The 20,288-nt window shown below is 42.4% G+C and carries 18 protein-coding genes; 7 read left to right on the plus strand and 11 right to left on the minus strand.

Features of this window, described 5'->3' with window-relative positions:
- Positions 1–234: 234 nt before the first annotated feature.
- The 3 genes from CXF93_RS03265 to CXF93_RS22195 all read right to left on the minus strand — a co-directional run bounded on the left by CXF93_RS03265 (position 235) and on the right by CXF93_RS22195 (position 3,229).
- Positions 235–1,575 (minus strand): aromatic amino acid transport family protein, encoded by a 1,341-nt coding sequence (locus tag CXF93_RS03265; RefSeq protein WP_101060995.1) that lies wholly within the window; start codon positions 1,573–1,575, stop codon positions 235–237.
- Positions 1,576–2,127: 552 nt separating this feature from the next.
- Entirely contained in the window at positions 2,128–2,655 is a 528-nt protein-coding gene (locus CXF93_RS22190) for a sphingomyelin phosphodiesterase (RefSeq protein WP_369832196.1), read from the minus strand.
- Positions 2,645–3,229: a hypothetical protein gene (locus tag CXF93_RS22195; RefSeq protein WP_232784089.1), complete on the minus strand. Its 585-nt coding sequence runs from the start codon at positions 3,227–3,229 to the stop codon at positions 2,645–2,647. Before CXF93_RS22195 ends, CXF93_RS22190 begins: the two co-directional genes overlap by 11 nt.
- A gap of 364 nt (positions 3,230–3,593) precedes the next feature.
- Between CXF93_RS22195 and CXF93_RS03275 the strand changes: the two genes are divergently transcribed.
- Together CXF93_RS03275 and CXF93_RS03280 are read left to right on the plus strand one after the other, a co-directional pair.
- Positions 3,594–4,961: a sodium-dependent transporter gene (locus CXF93_RS03275; protein WP_101060997.1), complete on the plus strand. Its 1,368-nt coding sequence runs from the start codon at positions 3,594–3,596 to the stop codon at positions 4,959–4,961.
- Positions 4,962–5,338: 377 nt separating this feature from the next.
- Positions 5,339–6,352 (plus strand): porin, encoded by a 1,014-nt coding sequence (locus tag CXF93_RS03280; protein ID WP_101060999.1) that lies wholly within the window; start codon positions 5,339–5,341, stop codon positions 6,350–6,352.
- 115 nt (positions 6,353–6,467) lie between these two features.
- On the opposite strand, the gene ybaK is transcribed toward CXF93_RS03280, so the two are convergent.
- The 8 genes from ybaK to CXF93_RS03320 all read right to left on the minus strand — a co-directional run bounded on the left by ybaK (position 6,468) and on the right by CXF93_RS03320 (position 15,832).
- Positions 6,468–6,938, minus strand: coding sequence for a Cys-tRNA(Pro) deacylase (gene ybaK, locus CXF93_RS03285; protein ID WP_101061509.1), 471 nt, complete (start codon positions 6,936–6,938; stop codon positions 6,468–6,470).
- A gap of 35 nt (positions 6,939–6,973) precedes the next feature.
- Positions 6,974–8,848 (minus strand): monovalent cation:proton antiporter-2 (CPA2) family protein, encoded by a 1,875-nt coding sequence (locus CXF93_RS03290; RefSeq protein WP_101061001.1) that lies wholly within the window; start codon positions 8,846–8,848, stop codon positions 6,974–6,976.
- A 179-nt stretch (positions 8,849–9,027) separates the two neighbouring features.
- On the minus strand, positions 9,028–9,846 hold the full coding sequence (gene trpA, locus CXF93_RS03295; RefSeq protein WP_101061003.1) for a tryptophan synthase subunit alpha: 819 nt from the start codon (positions 9,844–9,846) through the stop codon (positions 9,028–9,030).
- Complete coding sequence (trpB, locus tag CXF93_RS03300) at positions 9,846–11,036, minus strand: tryptophan synthase subunit beta (protein ID WP_101061005.1); 1,191 nt, start codon at positions 11,034–11,036, stop codon at positions 9,846–9,848. Before trpB ends, trpA begins: the two co-directional genes overlap by 1 nt.
- A 12-nt stretch (positions 11,037–11,048) precedes the next feature.
- On the minus strand, positions 11,049–12,461 hold the full coding sequence (trpCF, locus tag CXF93_RS03305; RefSeq protein WP_101061007.1) for a bifunctional indole-3-glycerol-phosphate synthase TrpC/phosphoribosylanthranilate isomerase TrpF: 1,413 nt from the start codon (positions 12,459–12,461) through the stop codon (positions 11,049–11,051).
- Between the two features lie 60 nt (positions 12,462–12,521).
- Positions 12,522–13,562, minus strand: a complete 1,041-nt coding sequence (trpD, locus tag CXF93_RS03310; RefSeq protein WP_101061009.1) for an anthranilate phosphoribosyltransferase — start codon at positions 13,560–13,562, stop codon at positions 12,522–12,524.
- Between the two features lie 4 nt (positions 13,563–13,566).
- A complete protein-coding gene (locus CXF93_RS03315; protein WP_101061011.1) occupies positions 13,567–14,172 on the minus strand; it encodes an aminodeoxychorismate/anthranilate synthase component II in 606 nt (201 codons plus the stop codon).
- Positions 14,173–14,182: 10 nt separating this feature from the next.
- Entirely contained in the window at positions 14,183–15,832 is a 1,650-nt protein-coding gene (locus CXF93_RS03320; protein WP_101061013.1) for an anthranilate synthase component 1, read from the minus strand.
- A 346-nt stretch (positions 15,833–16,178) separates the two neighbouring features.
- On the opposite strand from CXF93_RS03320, the gene CXF93_RS03325 reads away from it, so the two are divergent.
- The 5 genes from CXF93_RS03325 to rluB all read left to right on the plus strand — a co-directional run bounded on the left by CXF93_RS03325 (position 16,179) and on the right by rluB (position 20,275).
- Entirely contained in the window at positions 16,179–17,051 is an 873-nt protein-coding gene (locus CXF93_RS03325) for a PHP domain-containing protein (protein ID WP_101061015.1), read from the plus strand.
- Between the two features lie 111 nt (positions 17,052–17,162).
- Complete coding sequence (locus CXF93_RS03330; protein ID WP_101061017.1) at positions 17,163–17,783, plus strand: L-threonylcarbamoyladenylate synthase; 621 nt, start codon at positions 17,163–17,165, stop codon at positions 17,781–17,783.
- Positions 17,784–17,786: 3 nt separating this feature from the next.
- On the plus strand, positions 17,787–18,572 hold the full coding sequence (locus CXF93_RS03335; RefSeq protein WP_101061019.1) for a ScpA family protein: 786 nt from the start codon (positions 17,787–17,789) through the stop codon (positions 18,570–18,572).
- 9 nt (positions 18,573–18,581) lie between these two features.
- On the plus strand, positions 18,582–19,154 hold the full coding sequence (scpB, locus tag CXF93_RS03340; RefSeq protein WP_101061021.1) for an SMC-Scp complex subunit ScpB: 573 nt from the start codon (positions 18,582–18,584) through the stop codon (positions 19,152–19,154).
- Positions 19,155–19,258: 104 nt separating this feature from the next.
- A complete protein-coding gene (gene rluB / locus CXF93_RS03345) occupies positions 19,259–20,275 on the plus strand; it encodes a 23S rRNA pseudouridine(2605) synthase RluB (protein ID WP_101061023.1) in 1,017 nt (338 codons plus the stop codon).
- The last annotated feature ends 13 nt before the right edge of the window (positions 20,276–20,288 follow it).

The following is a 20,288-nucleotide window of genomic DNA, read 5'->3' on the forward strand; positions in this document are numbered from 1 at the left end:
GGGGATGTTGAAAAATTAGATATTGGTGTCGGCAAGTTCACTGATGTTAAAGGTCATGATAACGCAGTAAAATTGTATTCACTTTTTGAAGGGGAGAGTTAGGGTTGGGTCATGTTTTGAGAGTAAGGGCTAGGGTGATGTCTTCTCAAATGACAGATACAAAAAAACCGGCGAGGTTACTCGCCGGTTTCGTTCTACTCTTAACTACATTAATAAGTAGTCGTTAAGTTCGATTTAGAATGAACCGTAGATTACTGAAGTGATAGCCATAAGACCACAGATAGTAACGAAGATGTTCGCTGCTTTAGAGCTAGCATATTTTTGCATCGCAGGTACTTTCTTGATTGCGTACATAGGCATTAGGAACAAGATAGCTGCAATCATTGGTGCGCCAATTGTTTCGATAAGACCTAGTACACTTGGGTTGATAATTGCTACAGCCCATGTAGTTAGTACGATGAATGCGATAGAGAAAGTACTGATGTTCTTCTCTGATGCTTTTGGAACAACTTGCTTAACTAGACCGTTTAGACCTTCTTGAGCACCTAAGTAGTGACCGAAGTAGCTAGACGTAATCGCTGCGAATGCTACGAAAGGACCAAAGTATTGAATTAATACTGAGTCATGTACGTTTGCAAGGTAAGACAAGATTGAGATGTTTTCTGCTTTAGCTTGTGCTAGTTGCTCTGGTGATAGTGATAACACACAAGAGAATACGAATAGCATTACAAAACCAAGTAACATTTGACCAGCACGCTTACAGATAAGGTCAGTTTTTTGTACTGCGTTATCACCGTAAGTTTCACGTTGTGCTTTAGCAAACTGGCTGATGATTGGTGAATGGTTGAATGAGAACACAATCAGTGGAATCGATAACCAGATAACAGGTAGGAAAGACGATGCTTCCGGTACTTCTGTTAGCATTGTAGTGTTCCAGCTCGGGATTAAGAATAAAGATAAACCGAACAGGATGAATACTAGTGGGTAAACTAATGCTGATGTTGCTTTAAGCATTAACTCTTTACCGAATAGAATCAGCGCAGTCATTGTTAGAATTAGACCACCAGATAGTAACCAACGTGGGATACCGCTTACTTTATCCATTAATTGAACACCAGCTTCGTTAAGCAAAGGTGCGCCATCAGCCGCTAGGCGTGGGATTTCAGTAAAGATATCAAGTTGGTTAACAATGAAACTTTCAAATGTATTCGTAATACCAACACCGTAGATTAATACGATAGGGTAAATAGCAAAGAAGTAAGCAAATGTAATTAATTTTGCTGCGCCTTTACCAAAATGTTCTTCAACAACATCAGTGATGTCTGAATTTGGATTTTTTGATGATAGAACGAAGCGAGCAAGTGATCTATGCGCTAACCATGTCATTGGTCCAGCAAGTAATGCTAGAACTACTAACGGCCAAAAACCACCTAAACCTGCTTTAATAGGTAAGAATAAAACACCAGCACCTACCGCTGTGCCGAATAAACTTAATACCCATTCTGTGTCTGCTTTGTTCCATTTAGCAGCGTTCGTAGTGCTTCCCTTGACTGTTGTAGTTGCTTGCTCTGACATTTTGTTCTCACCTGTGTTTTTATGCTTAATCTCAACTGCTGCATAGGATAATGATTTGAGTTTTATTTAAAGTGATGGAGATCGCTTTTTTGCTTCGAACCTAAAAAATACCCCGTATTTATCAAAATATTTTGATGTTTTACGTGTTTTTTATTAACAACCTTTTTATTTGTATGCTTATTGAACACCTGATTGTTTTTGTTCTGAGTTGTAGTGTCATATTATAGTTTAGCAGAGTTTTATGCTGCCCTTTGTTGTCAAATTAGTTTTAACATTGTTCCTATAATGATCAATAAAACATAGTGATAGCTAGAAAGGGGTAGCTTTGTGGGTTTTAACAAATTGTTAGCAATTTATTTGTATACACAGATCACACTAATGATAGTAGGCCTCAACTTTATTTGAATAGTACTTTTAGCTGTTTCGAAGTGAAATTAGTGTAACTGCCTAGTTTTGAGTATTCATCTAGTAGTAATATCGAGTTTTAAGCCGATTTTTCAGCATCTAATAGAGAATAGACGCTGAAATATTCAGGCGCAGAGTTTTATCCTGCTATTGCTTGTTCGAGTAGATAAAATATCCGCGAGCGGCGTAATGATCGGATAAGTCCCAAATTCCCCAAAGAGATTCTGTTAATGCTCGTGGTGCGAATATTTCTTGGCTTGCACTGAGAGGTTGTAAATTGTCGTTACCCGTTAAGGTGTAATCCAGATATTCTAAATAAGGTTTCTCAGCCCAGTGATTCGTGTTGGAATCAAAAGACAGGTTATGACCTTTATTCTCAGGTTCGCTGGCATTAAGAATCGTTGTCATCAGATCTCGATCACCAGGCAAGCCAATTTTGTTGACGTTAAAATCGCCCGCTAGAATGACTGCTTCATCTGCCGGAATATTTTGTTGGCGAATAAACTCCCCCATTTCTTCTAGCTGTGCTAAGCGTGCTGTGCGGTTAACATCGTCATCAGATGATTGTGTATGCGTAGCAAAGATATGGTAAATGTGACCTTGCTTATTAATACGGGTATAGATAACGCCACGGGTTGCAGCGCACTGAATGCCATTGCAGTTGCTATACTGCAGGCATTTCCGTTAAGCGGGTATCGACTTTTTTAGAACCAAATATGGTGGTAGCCCAAATGTTGTAACTTAATAAGCTAAATTCGTTACCCGGGCCAATGGCTGGTTTTTGATCTTGCAGCTGTAATACATAATTCACCTTACCGCCTTTACTGAGTTTCTCGCTGTTAAAAGCTAACGTGTTGGTGTGATCGGCAAGTTGTAGCTCTACGCGCTGGATTGCACTGTCAGTTTGTGGCTCGATGGTTACCGTTTCACTCTCTATGCCAAAGGCAAGTTCACTGTTTATAACGCGTTGGGTTAAGTTAAAGCTATATTCTGCATTGCTTAATGCAATGGTAATGTCATCGTCAACATCAGTGCGGGTAATATCGGCTAATGCTACTGTGCTTAACGGCATTACTTGTGTTGCTAGCAACTCTACATTGCTACCTGCTGCAATATAGGCAGATAAAGTATGTGGTGTACTATTCGTAAATTGAATAATGGTATGACGTTCAACCGGCACTTGGCTCATTGCCCATAGCGCTGGGGATAATATAAATAAACCCAGTAATATTGTTATCTTCCTTAACATGTTTTGCGTCCTTATTGTTGATTACATGTGCTGTGAATGTGACACGTTGTTTTTATTGTACATTATGATTTGATATGGCAAGTACGGATATTAACCAGTAAATTTGACGATTTGATGAAAGTTATAATATTTATGGGGCAGCTCTCTTGGCAGGGGTTGCTATTTGCGGGCTATAACATGGATGGTTGCGCAATTTAATCGCGTGACATGTTATTTTGTTGGTTTTATATTGCTGTGTTAAACCTTTAAGTTAGATTTAAATCCTGGTTTTTATGTATTTTTATAGTTTATAACTGTTGCTTCGGCTTTTTTTTCAGGTATAAATCCTATCATTAGTTGAATTTAACAAACTTGGTACGGGTAAATGGCTGGAATACAGAATAACGACGGCGCGTCTCGAGGACACTTTGGTTCTCGGTTTGGTTTTATAATGGCTGCGGCAGGTTCTGCTGTTGGTGTGGGCAATATTTGGGGGTTCCCGACGCAAGCGGCAAGTAATGGCGGCGGTGCATTCTTAATGGTGTACATGTTCCTTATCTTCTTACTTGGTTATCCAATGTTGGTTGCTGAATTGATGGTTGGCCGTCACGGCCAAACTAACCCTGCTGACGCGATGGCGAAATTAGGTCGTAGTCCTGCAACTAAAATGATTGGTCGCTTTATTGGTCTTGCATCTGTTATTTGTGCGGCGCTGATCTTCAGTTTCTACGCTGTGTTGTCAGGTTGGTTCGTGAGTAATACGCTGGCACCGATTGCAACTATGGTTGGCGCAGATGATGCAAGCCGTTGGTTAATTGATTTTTCATTGTCTCGTAATATCGTCTTTACTTTAGTGTTTGCTTTAATGTCTGTATATGTGATTCAAAAAGGCGTACAAGACGGTATTGAAAAATGGTCGAAGCGTTTAATGCCACTCTTGTTCGCTATCTTGATTGCCAGCGTTATTTATATCTTGTTCCAACCAGGTGCAAGTGAAGGTGTTAAAGCATTATTTACTGTTGATTTTGACAAAGTATTACACCCTGATGTGATAATTGGTGCTCTGGGTCAAACATTCTTCTCGCTATCGATTGGTACGGGCGCAATGATGATCTATGGTTCATACCTGAAGCCTAAAGAGAACATCAGCAAATTAGCTGTACACGTTACCTTGATGGATACAGGTGTTGCAATTTTAGCGGCTATGCTTATTCTACCAGCCATGTATGTTGCTAAGCATAACGGTGTGATCATCTTTGATGCCAGCGGCAATTTATTAAGCTCTGATACTTTGGTATTTACTGTACTACCTGCGTTGTTTGCAACGATGGGGGCAGCTGAACATGTCGTTGCTATTATCTTCTTTGCCTTGATGTCTGTTGCGGCATTAACATCCGCTATCTCGGTTGTAGAAGTCCCAACAAGTTATATTGTCGATAAGACGGGGATGGCTCGTAAGAAAGTAACTTGGATTGTTGGTGTTGTATTGATTGCATTAGCCATGATTGTTGTGAGCAATTTTGACATCATGTTTGGCTTTATGATCACACTAGCGACTGAAATCATTCAGCCTTTGGTATGCTTAGGGCTTGCTATCTTTGTGGGTTGGGTGTGGCATCGTAATAGCCTACTGGCTGAAATTAAAGCTCAAGACGGCGCCGACGTAAACGGTATGTTCTGGAAAGTATGGCCATGGTATGTGAAATTTGTTTGCCCTACTTTAATCATCGTATTAATTGGTACTTCGCTTTAATTAGCACTTAGCTTTAATTTAAACATTGAACCAAAATATTTTGGTGTAAAAAGCTCAGTAGTTCACGCTACTGGGCTTTTGTTATTTATAGCGCTCGTTTCACTGCTCATTATTATCCTAGAGTTCTATAAAACGAATCGTTGTAAACGCACATTACTTAAGATTAACTTTCCAAAATACTGATGCGCGATCACTTTTTAGTATAAAAAATCTTGCCACATCATCACTTTCCCAGAAAACAACTACCATTTACTAGTGGCCAACTGTAAGGCTGCAAACACTTACCTTGAATAACAATTTACTTAAATAATAGCTAAATAAAACATTACTTAAATAAAAGTTAAATAAAAAATTACTTAAATAGACAGGGAAGAATCATGAAAAAGACATTGTTAGTCACAGTAATACTCGCGAGTCTTGTTCCTACAGCACAAGCTACTGTGAATGTGTATAAGGATGATGCTAATCAGGTTGATTTGTATGGCCGAGCTTATGCCGCTTATATTTATGAAGATGGTAAAGATGTAAAAAGTGATGGTCGTTCAGATAGCTATTTTCGCACTGGTTTTAAAGCCTCTTCAAATTTAGATGATGATTTAAGCGCGCTTGGGCATATTGAGATGCAATTTGAATCCCGCGACAACAGTGACGCTAATTCAACATCTAAAACGCGTTTGATGTATGCCGGATTGAAGAATGATTGGGGACAGCTGACCTTTGGTCGTAATTATGCTGCAGATGAAATCATTGCTGATTGGGCTGATGCCGGTACCACGAACTATTCAGGTAATCCCGCGCTAGGTAACTTAGGTCGACAAGCTAATATTTTAAAACTTGAAGCTAAGATGCTTGATGATAACCTTAACTTAGTGGCGCATGTGCAACCTGAATCCAGTGTTGATACTTCAAAAGATAAAAGTGGCACCGGATCAAGTCAATCGAGTTATTCGCTTGGTGGTGTTTATGGCTTTGATTTCGGCCTGGAGTTAGGTGCAACCTATACAGGTGTAATGGCGGAAAATTATACGGCTAATGCAGATTATGACCGCTCCACCATTCTCGTCGCAGCTCGTTATAAACTTAAGGGCTTAACCGCATCCATTGTTGGCGATAGTACCGATAATGATACCGGAATAAATGACTGGATGGCCTATGAGTTCTCTCTTGCTTACAGCTTAGATAAGCTAACGGGCACGGTTACTTATAAACAGCGTGATACCGATAATATAAGTGAAAACTCTGTCGATCAAACCGCATTGGGTCTTGCGTATCAGTTTAATAAAAACTTCCGACTGGTGACTGAATACGTCATTATAGATGAACCTATTTTAGATAATGCGATAGTGAAGACTGAAGACCAGTGGCACATGGCTGCCCGATATGACTTTTAGCTAACTCGCTATTATTTGAGCCTTTAAATAAAAAAACCAGTAGAGCGATCTACTGGTTTTTTTATTTTTCTATAAATAGAAATAGAAATAGAAATAGGATAGTCGTTACTAATTGTTATTCACTACTAATAGCCGCAAACTCAGCATTGGTTAACTGCTTTAAGTCTAAGGGGCTTAGTTCGATCTCTAAGCCTCGGCGACCGGCACTCACATAGATAGTGTCATGTGTGAGTGCAGAGCTATCAATGACGGTGAGTAAGCGCTTCTTTTGTCCTAACGGACTAACTCCGCCAAGTACATAACCAGTCGAGCGCATCACATCATTCTTATCTGCCATGACCGCTTTTTTGGCTTTAGCTGCCTTGGCTATGGCTTTTAGATTGAGCATCGCGGTGACGGGGACAACGGCTACGACAAGCTTTTTATCTCCCAAATCCACCACTAAGGTTTTGAATATGCGCTCTGCAGCGACAGCCATTTTTTCTGCCGCCTCTAAGCCATAAGATCCAGCGTTTGAATCATGCTTATATTCATGCGTCTTATGCGCTATTTTTGCCTTTTTAGCTAATTTTACTGCTGGAGTCATACTATTCATTCAACCTTTGCTGTGTCGCTTTATTTCTAAATATCGTAATTTATTGGTTTTTCAGACTTATCTCGATTTTTCATTACCTCGGCTAAACTATCTTCAAGCTGTAGATACAGGTCTCGATAAGCGGTATTAAACTTATCGTCTTCACTATTATTCAACCAAGTTTGGTATAAAGTTTTTTTACTTTGTTTCTCTATTGCTTTAAAGGTGAGTTTGACATCTTTTGCTTGTTGTTCACTAAAGCCAAGGTTAGTCAGTGCTTGCGAGCCTAGCACTAATGCTGAATGGTAGGTCTCGCTGACGACATGCTCAGCCCCTGCGTGACGTAACGAATAACCGTGGCCACGGTCATATGCGCGCGCTAGGACTTTAACTTGTGGGTAATGCTGCTTGATGTAACGCACTAAATCTACTGCTCTGGCTTTATCGTCAATCGCAACGATAAATAAGCTGGCGTTAGCTATGCCAGCTGTTTCAAGCAAGCTAGGTTGGGTTGCATCACCAAAATAACTTGTCATTTTAAATGAGCGCACTCTTTGGATCATATTAACGTCATGATCCAGTACCACTGTTTTCACGCCGTTCGCAACTAATAGACGGTTAACAATCTGGCCGAAACGGCCGATACCAGCGACGATGACATCGCCATGCTCTTCGATATCGTCATTTTCTTGCTGATTAGTCTTATCCATATAACGCGGTAAAATTACGCGATCATAAAAGATAAATAATGCGGGTGTTAAAAACATCGACAGCGCAACTGACAAGGATAAGGTTTGCGCTAGGTCAACGGGTAGCACATGGTTGTTAACGGTAAAGCCAAGTAATACAAAACCAAACTCACCCGCTTGGGCTAAACTCAGCGCCAGTAACCAGCGGTCGCTGCCTTTGATTTTAAATACCACAGTCAGGATAAATAATACTGCTGCTTTCACTAACATTAAACCGAGCGTTATCGAAACGATAGTGCTGGTGTCGTTAAACAGAATTGTGAAGTCGATACCAGCGCCAACTGTCATGAAGAACAAGCCCAATAACAAGCCTTTGAAAGGTTCGATAGTAGCTTCAAGCTGATGTCTAAATTCACTGGTTGCCAGCACGACACCAGCCAAAAAGGCGCCAAGGGCAGGGGACAGACCGACTAAATTCATGATAGCGGCGATACCGATCACCAACATTAATGAGGTCGCGGTAAAGATCTCGTTAACTTTAGAGCTAGCGACAAATTTAAATAACGGACGACTGAGGTAATGACCACCAACAATGACGCCGGTGATCGCCACTACAATGACTAAGGCATAATAAATACCTGAGATATTGGCGACTAGGGATAACTCTTCATGCTGCGCACTCGCGGCTTGCACGGCATTTTGTGCTTGTTCAACCAATTCAGGGATTGCTAATAATGGAATTAACGCCAGCATCGGGATCACGGCAATATCTTGAAACAGTAACACTGAGAATGCAGAGCGTGCGCCTTCGGTTTTGGTCAGGCCTTTTTCGTTAAAGGTCTGCAATACAATAGCTGTCGAAGATAACGAGAATACCAAGCCAATTGTCAGGGCCAGTCCCCAGTCTAAACCTAGCGCAAGCGCGATCCCCATCACTGCAGCGATCGTTAAGCCGACTTGTAATCCACCTAAACCGATAAGACGGTGGCGCATATCCCAGAGCATACGCGGCTCTAATTCGAGTCCGACCAGGAATAACATCATCACCACACCGAATTCGGCAAAGTGCTGAATCGTCGCGGTTTCACTACCCACTAAGCCAATAACAGGGCCGATAATAACACCGGCAATTAAATAACCGAGCACCGAACCGAGCCCAAGACGTTTAGCAATGGGTACCGTGATAACGGCAGCAAACAGGTAAATGAATGCTTGAATGAAATAACCTGTCATGGTGCTTCCTTAGGAGGTAATGTGATAAATAATTTACAGAACTAAAAAAGCCCTTAGCGCTATGTTATCTAACCATCGTATTGCGATAGTCATAATAATAGGCACTAAGGGCTTAATTGGTAAAGCTTTATATGTCGTTAATAGCCAAGCATTTAAATAATACTTGGCTATAGGTTAGCTTACGCGCGTGTCGCTGCTTTCATTGGCGTCACAAATGCAGCTAATTCTTGTAGCATTTGCGCATTATCACCCAAGTTTTTCTCGATGATATTGACAATAGCAGAGCCGGAAATGGCCCCCGCTGCACCAGCTGCAATGGCTTTTTTAACTTGTTCTGGTGACGAGATACCAAAACCAAGTAGACAAGGCGCAGCATTAAACGATTTCAGTTTTTCCAATAATGGACCCACTGGCATTTCTGCTTTCGTTTCGGCACCCGTTACACCAGCGCGGCTTAGTAGGTAAGTATAACCAGCACCTTGCTCAGCAACTTGTTTTAGGGTCTCGTCATTGGCATTTGGCGGCGCGATGTAGATACTTTCAATACCCACTTTGTCACCAGCGATTTTAAATTGTTGACCGTATTGTACCGGTACATCGGCAATTAATAATGAGTCAACACCAGCAGCCGCAGCTTTCGCCATAAATTTATCGGTACCGTTACCGTATACAAGGTTGGCATACAATAATAAACCGATTGGCATTTGTGGATATTTAGCACGGATCTCAGTGAGCATTTCAAAGCAGATATCAGGGTTGATACCAGCGTTTAGTGCACGCGTGGTGGCTTTTTGGATCGTTGGACCATCAGCGACTGGATCTGAGAATGGAATACCCAGTTCCAAGGCATCAGCACCCGCCGCAACCAGTGTTTCGATGATCGCCATTGATTGCTCGCGGTTTGGATCGCCAATCGTTACAAAGGGAACGAAAGCGCCTTCATTTTTTTCTGCTAGCGCTGCAAACGCTTGTTGATAACGTCCCATTACATTTCCCATTATAGTGCTCCTTTACCTTCAAGAATATCAGCCACGGTGAAGATATCTTTATCGCCACGTCCTGATAAGTTAACCACTAAAATTTGTTCTTTATCCATATCCTGTTCCATCATCTGCAGCGCATAAGCTAATGCGTGCGATGATTCAAGCGCAGGAATAATCCCTTCGCGTGATGATAATAACTGGAATGCCGCAAGTGCTTCATCGTCGGTAACAGATGGGTATTGAGCGCGACCAGAGGTATACAAGTGTGCATGCTGTGGACCAACCGATGGGAAATCTAGACCAGCTGATACAGAGTAAGACTCTTGGATCTGACCGTAAGTATCTTGCATCAATAGCGAGTGCATGCCAAAGAAAATACCGTTAGTACCTTCGGCAATTGGTGCGCCATGCTCACCAGTGGCAATACCTTTACCTGCAGGTTCAACACCGTACAGTTTCACGCCTTCTTCTTCGATAAAGTCGTTGAAGATACCAATGGCATTTGAACCACCGCCAACGCAAGCAATAACTGCATCCGGTAGGCGACCTTCCGCTTTTAAGATTTGTTGTTTGGCTTCTTCACCGATCATTTTTTGGAATTCACGCACTATCGTTGGGAATGGGTGAGGACCAGCGGCAGTACCTAATAGGTAATGCGCTTTTTCGTAGTTGGCAGACCAGTCACGCAGCGCTTCATTACACGCATCTTTCAATGTGCCAGCACCGGAATCAACGCCAATCACTTCAGCGCCCATTAATTTCATGCGGAATACGTTGGGTTTTTGGCGTTCCATGTCTTTCACACCCATGTAGATGCGACATTTTAGACCCAGTAGCGCACAGGCTAATGCTGACGCTGTACCGTGTTGACCAGCGCCTGTTTCAGCGATGACTTCGGTTTTACCCATGCGTTTAGCTAGTAGCGCTTGACCTAATACTTGGTTGGTCTTGTGGGCGCCACCGTGAAGTAGATCTTCACGTTTTAGGTAGATCTTGGTTTTTGAACCTGCGGTAATGTTACGGCATAGCGTCAAGGGTGTTGGACGACCTGCGTATTCATTCAATAGCGTTTGAAACTCTTCTTCAAATGCAGGATCGTTTTGTGAATCGATAAATGCATCTTCTAATTCATCTAATGCAGGTATTAAGATTTGCGATACGTATTGGCCGCCGAATTCGCCAAAAAAGGCATTAAGTTTTGCCATGATATAGTTCCTTTAATAATTTCTAAGCGCGCTAAATGCCGCGATAATTTTGTTTGTATCTTTAATACCTGGAGCTGATTCTAATCCTGAGTTTAGATCCAGTCCTAAGCAACCGAGTTTCGCTGCGTCTGCGACGTTGTCAGGGTTCAATCCACCTGCCAACATAGTTTTACTGCAATCTTCTGGTGTTAGCAGTGACCAATCAAATGCTTGTCCTGTGCCGCCTGATTGTCCTGCTACCTTGGTATCGACTAAATGACGATCAACCTTGGCTGTATCTAGGTCTTTACTTAACTCTTTACTTAATTCTGCTGCTTGCTCGCTAACACCGTGCGCCTGCCAAATTTGAATGTTATCGTCGAGTAAGACGCGTAACATCGCAATGTAACTGTCGTCTTCGCTGCCATGCAGTTGCACCGCGGCTAAACCTAAATGATTAGCTAATTGCGCAACCAGTGTGACTTGTTCATCTACAAATACACCCACGTAAGCCAGTGGCGCTGCGGCAATAATGTCTTGCGCAGTTGTTAAGTTAACACAACGTGGTGATTTTGGGGCAAAGATAAGACCGCCATAGATAGCGCCTTGTTCATGTACCACTTTTGCATCTTCAGGACGCGTTAGGCCACAGACTTTATTGTCACCTAAAATTAATCGGCGACAGGCTAAATCGACATCATCTTTTGACATCAATGAGCTGCCGACTAAGAAGCCATTAGCGTAATTAGCTAAGTCACGGACTTGTTGGTTATTATAAATACCAGACTCTGAAATAATGATGCGATCACTTGGGATCTTTGGTGCTATTTCTTTAGTTCGATTCAAGTCAATTGACAGATCGCGTAAATCGCGGTTATTAATACCAATCACTTTTGCATCTAAGGCAATTGCACGTACTAACTCAGCTTCATTACTTACTTCGGTAAGCACGCCCATGTTTAGGCTGTGAGCTACTTTCGCTAAGGCAATGTACTCAGCGTCATCCAATACCGATAACATCAATAGCGTTGCATCTGCTTGATGTAAGCGGGCTAAATAGATTTGGTATTCGTCAATGATGAAGTCTTTACAGATCACTGGCTGTGTCACTATGCTACGTACTTTTGTCACGTACTCAAAGTCACCTTGGAAGTATTTTTCATCGGTTAATACCGAGATTGCTGCGGCATAGTTTTTGTAGACACCGGCAATTAAATCTAGGTCAAATTCGGGACGGATGAGTCCTTTTGATGGTGATGCTTTTTTGCATTCCAGAATAAACTTGGTCGGCTTACCTGATAACGCGGCATAAAAATCACGATCTGTTGGTTCTAGTTCAGCAATAAAACTCGCTAATGGTTGGCTGGCTTTACGCGCGGCAACCCAAGTCACTTTATCGTCGACAATATTACCGAGAATGGTTTGCTGTAACTCTTGCGTTAACATTTATGCTTCCTTCCTTTTATTAAGACCAGTACTCAAAGCTCTACTAAGAACAAGGTAAGATTAGGCTTGCTGACTTTTTACGGCTAGTTGGTTGATTAACGCTAATGCGCGGCCATCATCAATTGCCGCCATTGCTAATTCTGTGCCGTGTTTAAAGTCTGTTGCTATCTCTGCAATCACTAATAATGCCGATACATTGATCGCCACTGCGGCTTTTTGTGCATCACTGCCATGACCAGATAACAGGCGCTCGATAATGACTTTATTTTCTGCTGCATCACCGCCACGTAGTTCAGCTACATCATAACGTTCAACGCCAAAATCTGCTGGACTGATGGTGTATTCAGTGATCATGCCGTTATTCAATTCAGCCACTTTAGTTTCACCGTGCAAGGCGACTTCATCTAAGCCACTGCCGTGGACGACTAATGCGCGTTGCACCCCGAGTTTATCCATGGTTTCAGCGATTGGACGTATGAGGCATTCATCATACACCCCCATCAATTGTACTTGTGGGCGGGTTGGGTTCAGCAGTGGACCTAGCACATTGAAGATGGTGCGGGTTTTTAGTGCTTGACGCACTGGCATTGCATGGCGAATACCGGCGTGGTATTGCGGTGCGAATAAAAAGCAAATGCCTAATTCATCAAGGCAAGCTTTGGCTTGTTCTGGAGTTTGGATTAAATTAATCCCAAAGGCTTCTAATAGGTCTGACGAGCCTGACTTACTTGATACACTGCGATTACCATGTTTGGTCATTTTTAATCCACAAGCAGCAGCGACAAACGCGGCTGTTGTTGAGATATTAATGGTATTCATGTTATCGCCACCAGTACCACAGCAATCGGCATGTAATTCGTCAATCGCAGGGAAAGGCGTCGCTGCTGCCAGTAATGCTTGTGCAGCACCGGCAATTTCATCGGGTTGTTCACCGCGAATTTTCAACGCCGTAAGCACTGATGAAAGTACGATAGGATCCATTTCACCTTTTACAACCGCGGTAAATACCGTTTCTGACTCTTCGAGTGTCAGAACTTGGTTTGCATATAATTTTTCTAGAATGTCGGCGATTGTTGGTGCTACTACATTATTATTTTCCATTGACCTACTCCTTAGGACTTGTTGCTGATGCTGTTGCCCATGCTAGGGTATTCTTTAACAGCTCGGCGCCTTCACTGGTTAATATTGATTCGGGATGAAATTGAAAGCCAATCACTCGGTCTTCAGGCTGAATAATGGCCATTGGCATACCGTTAAATTCGGCATTAACCGTTAAACTACTTGGTACTTCGGTTGCCACTAATGAGTGATAACGGGCAACGGGTAGCGGCTGGCTTAAACCAGCAAACATTAATTGACCATCATGGGTAATCGATGATGCTTTACCGTGCATGATCTCTTCTGCACGGCCAACTACGCCACCATATTGTTGTACCAGAGCTTGGTGACCTAAGCAAATGCCAATCATTGGATATTGACCACGACATAAGCGGATTAGTTCCAACAAACAACCTGCTTCAGATGGATTACCGGGACCCGGTGAAAGTACCACAATTGGGTCATTTTCACATGCATCGATTTGTTGTTTAATCGCTTCTGCACTGATGCTATTACGATAAATTTTAACGTCATGGCCTAAGCTACGGAATTGATCCACTAGGTTGTAAGTAAAAGAGTCAAAGTTGTCTAATAAAAATAAAGTGTTGCTCATGTTGCCTCCGTTACTTAGCGTTGCTAGTTGTGCTTGAATAGTTTGTGTTTGAGTTAGCTTGTGCTGTCATGATCGCAGCCAGTGATGAACCTTGCGCGAGTGCTACGGCATTTAATACTGCCGCCGCTTTACTGCGGGTTTCATCGGCTTCTGCTTGTGGGTTGGAATCGTAAACCACACCAGCGCCTGCTTGTACATAGGCTGTGTTGTCTTTTACAAATGCCGAACGAATAACAATACAAGTATCCATAGTGCCATCACCAGTTAGATAGCCTACTGCACCGCCATAACTACCACGGCGTTGTTGTTCAACTTGACGTACCAATTCAGCGGCGCGGATCTTTGGTGCGCCGACTAAGGTACCCATGTTCATACACGCTTGATAAGCATGCAGAGCATCAAGGTCGTTACGTAGTTTACCTTTAACACGAGACACTAAATGCATCACGTGGCTGTAACGGTCAACGTTTAACAGGTTGGCGACATAACGGGTGCCAGGCTGACTAATGCGGGCGACGTCATTACGGGCTAAATCAACCAGCATGATGTGTTCTGCGGTTTCTTTTTTATCTTGGCGAAGTTCTAATTCAATACGACCATCTAAGTCTGGGCAAATCGAACCATCAGCGCGGAAACCACGGCGACGTGTGCCAGCAATTGGGTAAATCTCAACGTCATTGCTTTGTGCATCATATTTCAATGCACTTTCTGGTGATGCACCAAATAATACAAAGTCTGAATCGTTGAGGTAGAACATGTACGGACTTGCGTTCGTCTGCTTGAGCTTTTCATAAGCAGCAAGTGAATCAGGGCAAGGTAGGTTAAAGCAACGTGATGGTACAACTTGGAAAATATCACCTTTACGAATGTAGTCCTTTAATCCTTCTACCGTTGCGCAAAATTCACTGTCGCTGATATCGACGTTGAGTGTTAGGTCTGCGGTTTTAATGTCGGTGTTAGCGGCTAATACCGTTGTGCATTCGGTTTGGATGCGGGCTAGTTTTGCTTCCGTTTCGTTCAATGCCGTAGCAAAGTGCTCGCCACCAAATACGCTACCAATTAACTTTGATTGTTGGGTTTGACGATCAATGACAATTAAAGTTTCAGCGACATAAAATACAAAGTCAGGGCAGATATTAGCGCCATCCGGTACTTTAGGTAATTCTTCAACACTGGCAATCATGTCATAGGCAAAACAGCCGCCTAAGAATAACGCTTCGTGAAACGGAGTTTCTGGAATGACGCGCTGGATAATGGTGCGCAGTGCATCGAACGGTGATGATGACTGTAAGCGAGAATCTTCATCGAGACTGTCGTCTGTCGGCGCAAAGCTTAATGCTAATTGGTTATGACTCAGAGATGTAATGGTATCGGCACCAAACTGGGCAGTAAATTCGCCAGCTAAGAATGGCAGTAAATTTTCACCATTCTTGGTTAATGCACTGAATTGAACCGTGCGGCCAAAACAAGAGATTTTAACCGCAGCATCTAGCAAGATTAAACTTTGCAGTGCGGCTTTGGTAACGATGTCAGCAGATTCTAATAATAAGCTGTTACCGCTTGGGCGATACATGTGACGGTAGAATGCAAGGGGATCATCAATGTGCGGACAATCTTGCTGAATTGAATGTAATTTACCTGGCGCTAATCGTTGCGTCATAGTACTTTCCTTGCTTTAGAGTGCTAAAATTTCCAATAAAAAAGCCCGTTTCAATGAAACGGGCTTTAATGTTTGTTATTTTTGTAGATTTACATTTACTGCAGATATCACAAAATCACATGCCCGTTTAAAGAGGAATGTGCCACCACCAACTGATTGTTTGGTTTGTAATAATTTGCATTGCTTCTGAGCCATAAAGTTATCTAAGTAGGTTAAACTTATGCGTTTTGGGCTATTACTGTCAATACATTTATTAATATTTGTGTGAAATTGTTAAATAAAACTTATAATGGGACTTTATTGTTTCTTTTTTGACACTCTTTATCGCTGGATACGCTTTATTTTTATGATATACGACTTACATTCTCATACTACCGCCTCTGACGGCTCTTTAAGTCCAGCTGAATTGGTGCAACGTGCGGTTGAACGTCGCGTTGATGTGTTTGCTATTACCGATCACGATACCACTGACGGCCTGCAGGAAGGACATGAGACTATTGCCGAGATGCAACTGCCGCTGACGTTAATCAATGGAGTTGAAGTTTCAACTAACTGGCAAAATCATGAAATTCATGTAGTCGGCTTAAATGTAGACATCGCTAACCCAGCGTTACAGGCTTTTTTAGCGGAGCAGCGTAATAAGCGTGAAGAGCGCGCCGTGGAAATGGGTAATCGTTTAGCTAAAGCACGTATTATTGGTGCATATGACGGCGCAAAAGCGCTGGCTGGTGATGCTAGTATTACGCGTAGCCATTTTGCTCAATACTTGGTTGAGCAAGGCGTTGAAAATACCTTCCAAAATGTATTTAAACGTTTCTTAGCCAAAGGCAAGACTGGTTATGTGCCACCCAACTGGGCAACAATTGAACAAACGATTGAAATAATTCATCAATCTGGTGGCCAAGCTGTACTGGCTCATCCGCTGCAGTATAAACTGTCAACTAAGTGGTTTAAAAGATTACTCACTGCCTTTGCAGAAGCGGGTGGTGATGCCATGGAAGTAGGGCAGCCACAACAAGGTATTACCGAGCGTACTCAGCTGGCTACTTATGCCCGCGATTATAATTTATCTGGGTCTGTTGGTTCTGATTTTCATCGACCAAGCAGCTGGACAGAGTTAGGTCGAAATTTATATATCCCTAAAGATTGCACCCCTGTGTGGTCGTCGTGGCCTGAAATAGATACGAAACGAGTCTCCACTGCTGAGCAAAGTGCTTAAGTGGGGCAAGATGCTTAAGCGTAACTAAACGTAATTAAGCATGAGTTGAATGGCTAAGCAGCCGTTAAGCAGTATCAGCAAAGGTCATTCAACAGTTAAGGAATCATTATTATGAGTCAATTTTTTTACGTCCATCCTGATAATCCGCAAGCGCGTTTAATCAGTCAGGCCGTGGCTATATTACGTGACGGTGGTGTAATCATCTATCCGACAGATTCGGGTTATGCGTTAGGTTGTCATACTGGTGACAAAGCCGCGTTAGAGCGTATTTGTAAAATTCGTAAGTTAGATAAAGAGCATAACTTTACTTTATTGTGTCGTGATTTATCTGAGCTGTCGTCGTATGCACGTGTTGATAATAGTGCTTACCGCGCGCTTAAAAATAATACCCCAGGTCCGTTTACCTTTATTTTTAAAGGCACTAAAGAAGTGCCGCGTCGTTTAATGAATCCGAAACGTAAAACCATCGGTATTCGTGTGCCTGACAATGCGATTGCATTAGCCATACTTGAAGCGCTAGGTGAACCTATGATGTCAACATCGTTGATATTACCGGGTAATGAAGGCGCTGAGTTTGATCCTGAAGCTATTCGCGATCAACTTGAAAACCAAGTCGAACTGATCATTAATGGTGGTTATTTAGGTGAGCAAGTGACAACAGTAATTGATTATTCTGAAGGGGATGCAGTGATCCTCCGTCAAGGTGCTGGTGATGCATCATCTTTTGTGTAACCAGTGGTAGAGTCTAGCACTGCGATTGCCAAGGTTAATGGCGAGTTATTACGTAAAGTACCCAAGGACTTGTTTATTCCGCCAGATGCATTGAGTGTATTCTTAGACGCATTTGAAGGACCATTAGATTTATTACTGTATTTAATTAAAAAACAAAAACTGGATATTTTGCAATTACCGATGCAAAAAATCACCGCGCAGTACATGGAGTACGTGGATCTGATGACCACGTTGAAAATTGAATTAGCCGGTGAATATTTGGTGATGGCAGCATTACTGGCGGAAATTAAATCGCGTTTGCTGTTACCTAAATTAGTAATGGCAGAAGAAGAGCTGGATGACCCACGTTTAGTGCTGATCCGACAGTTACAAGAATACGAAATATTTAAAAATGCAGCAGAAGATTTGGACAAGCAACCGCGGATCCAACGGGATATTTTTGTTGCTAACGCAGAACTGCTAGAAAATATTACTACTACACCGTTATTAGCAGAAGTATCTCTGCGAGACTTGGCGTATAATCTGCAAAAATTACTCAAGAAAGCAGAACACTTTGAGCATCATCAGATCCAGCGTGAGATATTAACCACGCGTGAAAAGATGACTCATATATTGGCATTACTGCAAGATGGTAAAGTGCGAACTTTCCATCAAGTTATCGATCCTGCAGAAGGACGACGCGGTATTGTGGTTAGTTTTCTGGCGATCCTTGAGTTACTTAAAGAGTCTTTAATTAGCCTTATCCAGAATAATCCTTTGGGTGAGATATACTTAAGCTTAGCCGAATAAGTATGAGACCTGAGTGTGAATACAACACCTTATAAACAGATCATCGAAGCGGCTATTTTTGTTGCTAAGAAACCGTTATCATTAGCGGCTTTATGTCGTGATGTGCTTGCCGATGAAGGTTTAAGCCGTCAGCAAGTAGCCGCTTACATTGCCGAGATAATGACAGATTATCAAGGCAAAGGTGTCGAGCTGGTGGAAGTTGCCAGTGGTTACCGCTTTCAAGCGCGTTCACATTTAACGCCTTGGTTGCAGCGGATGTTGCAGGAAAAACCGCCTAAATATTCGCGCGCGACATTAGAAACATTAGCATTGATTGCTTATCGTCAACCCGTTAGTCGGGGTGATATTGAAGCAGTTCGTGGGGTTGCAGTGAGCAGCCAAACGATCCACACCCTTGAAGAACGGGAATGGATCAAAGTGATTGGCCGTAAAGAAGTTCCGGGACGACCGGCTTTATATGCGACAACCACACAATTTTTAGATTACTTTGGTATTAAAAGTATTCAAGAATTGCCCCCATTGGATGAAGCGTTATTGGCTAAATTGGCCGCCATGGATGATGAAATTGTATTGGATATCTAACGGTATCAAATAAAAATAACTGTGTTGGATATTTAACTATATCTTGCACATACAAAATTTTTTAATTGCGAAATAAGATCGTAACTTAATATTTAGGAAAACTGATGAGTGAAAAGCTACAGAAAGTACTAGCACGTGCTGGTTTAGGTTCCCGTCGTGAGATGGAAGCTGTGATCGCAGAAGGCCGTGTCAGCGTTAATGGTGACATTGTGACATTGGGTAGCCGTGTTGAAGAAACGGATCAAGTTCGTCTTGATGGCCATCCGGTACGTGTTGTTACAGTAGAAGAAGACGTATGTCGTATTCTTGCATACCATAAACCTGAAGGTGAGTTATGTACGCGTAAAGATCCAGAAGGTCGTAAGACTGTATTTGATCGTCTACCACCATTAAAAAGCGGCCGTTGGATCGCAATTGGTCGTCTAGATATCAATACATCTGGCCTATTGTTATTTACGACAGATGGTGAGTTAGCAAACCGTCTAATGCATCCGAGTCACGAAGTAGAACGTGAATACTCTTGTCGTATCTTTGGTGAAGTAACACCAAAAATTATTCAGAATTTACGTATGGGTGTTGAGTTAGAAGATGGCCCTGCTAAATTCCAAAAAATTAAAGGTGTTGCTGAAGGCACTGGCGGCGAAGGTCTTAACCAATGGTACAACGTATTATTGAGTGAAGGTCGTAACCGTGAAGTACGTCGTTTATGGGAATCTCAAGGTATTCAGGTAAGTCGTCTTATCCGTATCCGTTATGGTTCTTTAGTACTTGATCGTCGTTTACCACGTGGCGGTTGGTCAGAACTTGCACTTGATGAGATTAACTACTTACGCGCTATCGTTTCATTACCACCTGAAACAACTGCTCGTAACTTAGATCGTAAAGAAACACGTATTCGTCAAGGCCGTATCCGTCGTTCATTGAAAAATAATGAAGCACGTCAAAAGCCGAAGAAAGACGGTCGATTGGGTAAAGAAATTGAAGAAACTAATGAACCACGTGGTAAAGGCCAAGGCCGTACTAAGCCAGCTGGTTCAGGTATACCGCTACATGGTAAGAAAGCACCAACTAGACAGCGTAGCCCTAGCAAAGGTAAAGCTAAGACACGTACACGTATCTAAGCACACGCTTCTA

Origin of the sequence: Moritella sp. Urea-trap-13 (assembly GCF_002836355.1) — a bacterium.
Taxonomy (GTDB): Bacteria; Pseudomonadota; Gammaproteobacteria; order Enterobacterales; family Moritellaceae; genus Moritella.

What these genes read in the sequence shown, in the direction of transcription:
- CXF93_RS03265 (WP_101060995.1), bottom strand. Translation starts at nt 1,575, where the DNA reads ATGTCAGAGCAAGCAACTACAACAGTCAAGGGAAGCACTACGAACGCT.
- CXF93_RS22195 (WP_232784089.1), bottom strand. Translation starts at nt 3,229, where the DNA reads ATGTTAAGGAAGATAACAATATTACTGGGTTTATTTATATTATCCCCA.
- CXF93_RS03275 (WP_101060997.1), top strand. Translation starts at nt 3,594, where the DNA reads ATGGCTGGAATACAGAATAACGACGGCGCGTCTCGAGGACACTTTGGT.
- CXF93_RS03280 (WP_101060999.1), top strand. Translation starts at nt 5,339, where the DNA reads ATGAAAAAGACATTGTTAGTCACAGTAATACTCGCGAGTCTTGTTCCT.
- ybaK (WP_101061509.1), bottom strand. Translation starts at nt 6,938, where the DNA reads ATGACTCCAGCAGTAAAATTAGCTAAAAAGGCAAAAATAGCGCATAAG.
- CXF93_RS03290 (WP_101061001.1), bottom strand. Translation starts at nt 8,848, where the DNA reads ATGACAGGTTATTTCATTCAAGCATTCATTTACCTGTTTGCTGCCGTT.
- trpA (WP_101061003.1), bottom strand. Translation starts at nt 9,846, where the DNA reads ATGGGAAATGTAATGGGACGTTATCAACAAGCGTTTGCAGCGCTAGCA.
- trpB (WP_101061005.1), bottom strand. Translation starts at nt 11,036, where the DNA reads ATGGCAAAACTTAATGCCTTTTTTGGCGAATTCGGCGGCCAATACGTA.
- trpCF (WP_101061007.1), bottom strand. Translation starts at nt 12,461, where the DNA reads ATGTTAACGCAAGAGTTACAGCAAACCATTCTCGGTAATATTGTCGAC.
- trpD (WP_101061009.1), bottom strand. Translation starts at nt 13,562, where the DNA reads ATGGAAAATAATAATGTAGTAGCACCAACAATCGCCGACATTCTAGAA.
- CXF93_RS03315 (WP_101061011.1), bottom strand. Translation starts at nt 14,172, where the DNA reads ATGAGCAACACTTTATTTTTATTAGACAACTTTGACTCTTTTACTTAC.
- CXF93_RS03320 (WP_101061013.1), bottom strand. Translation starts at nt 15,832, where the DNA reads ATGACGCAACGATTAGCGCCAGGTAAATTACATTCAATTCAGCAAGAT.
- CXF93_RS03325 (WP_101061015.1), top strand. Translation starts at nt 16,179, where the DNA reads ATGATATACGACTTACATTCTCATACTACCGCCTCTGACGGCTCTTTA.
- CXF93_RS03330 (WP_101061017.1), top strand. Translation starts at nt 17,163, where the DNA reads ATGAGTCAATTTTTTTACGTCCATCCTGATAATCCGCAAGCGCGTTTA.
- rluB (WP_101061023.1), top strand. Translation starts at nt 19,259, where the DNA reads ATGAGTGAAAAGCTACAGAAAGTACTAGCACGTGCTGGTTTAGGTTCC.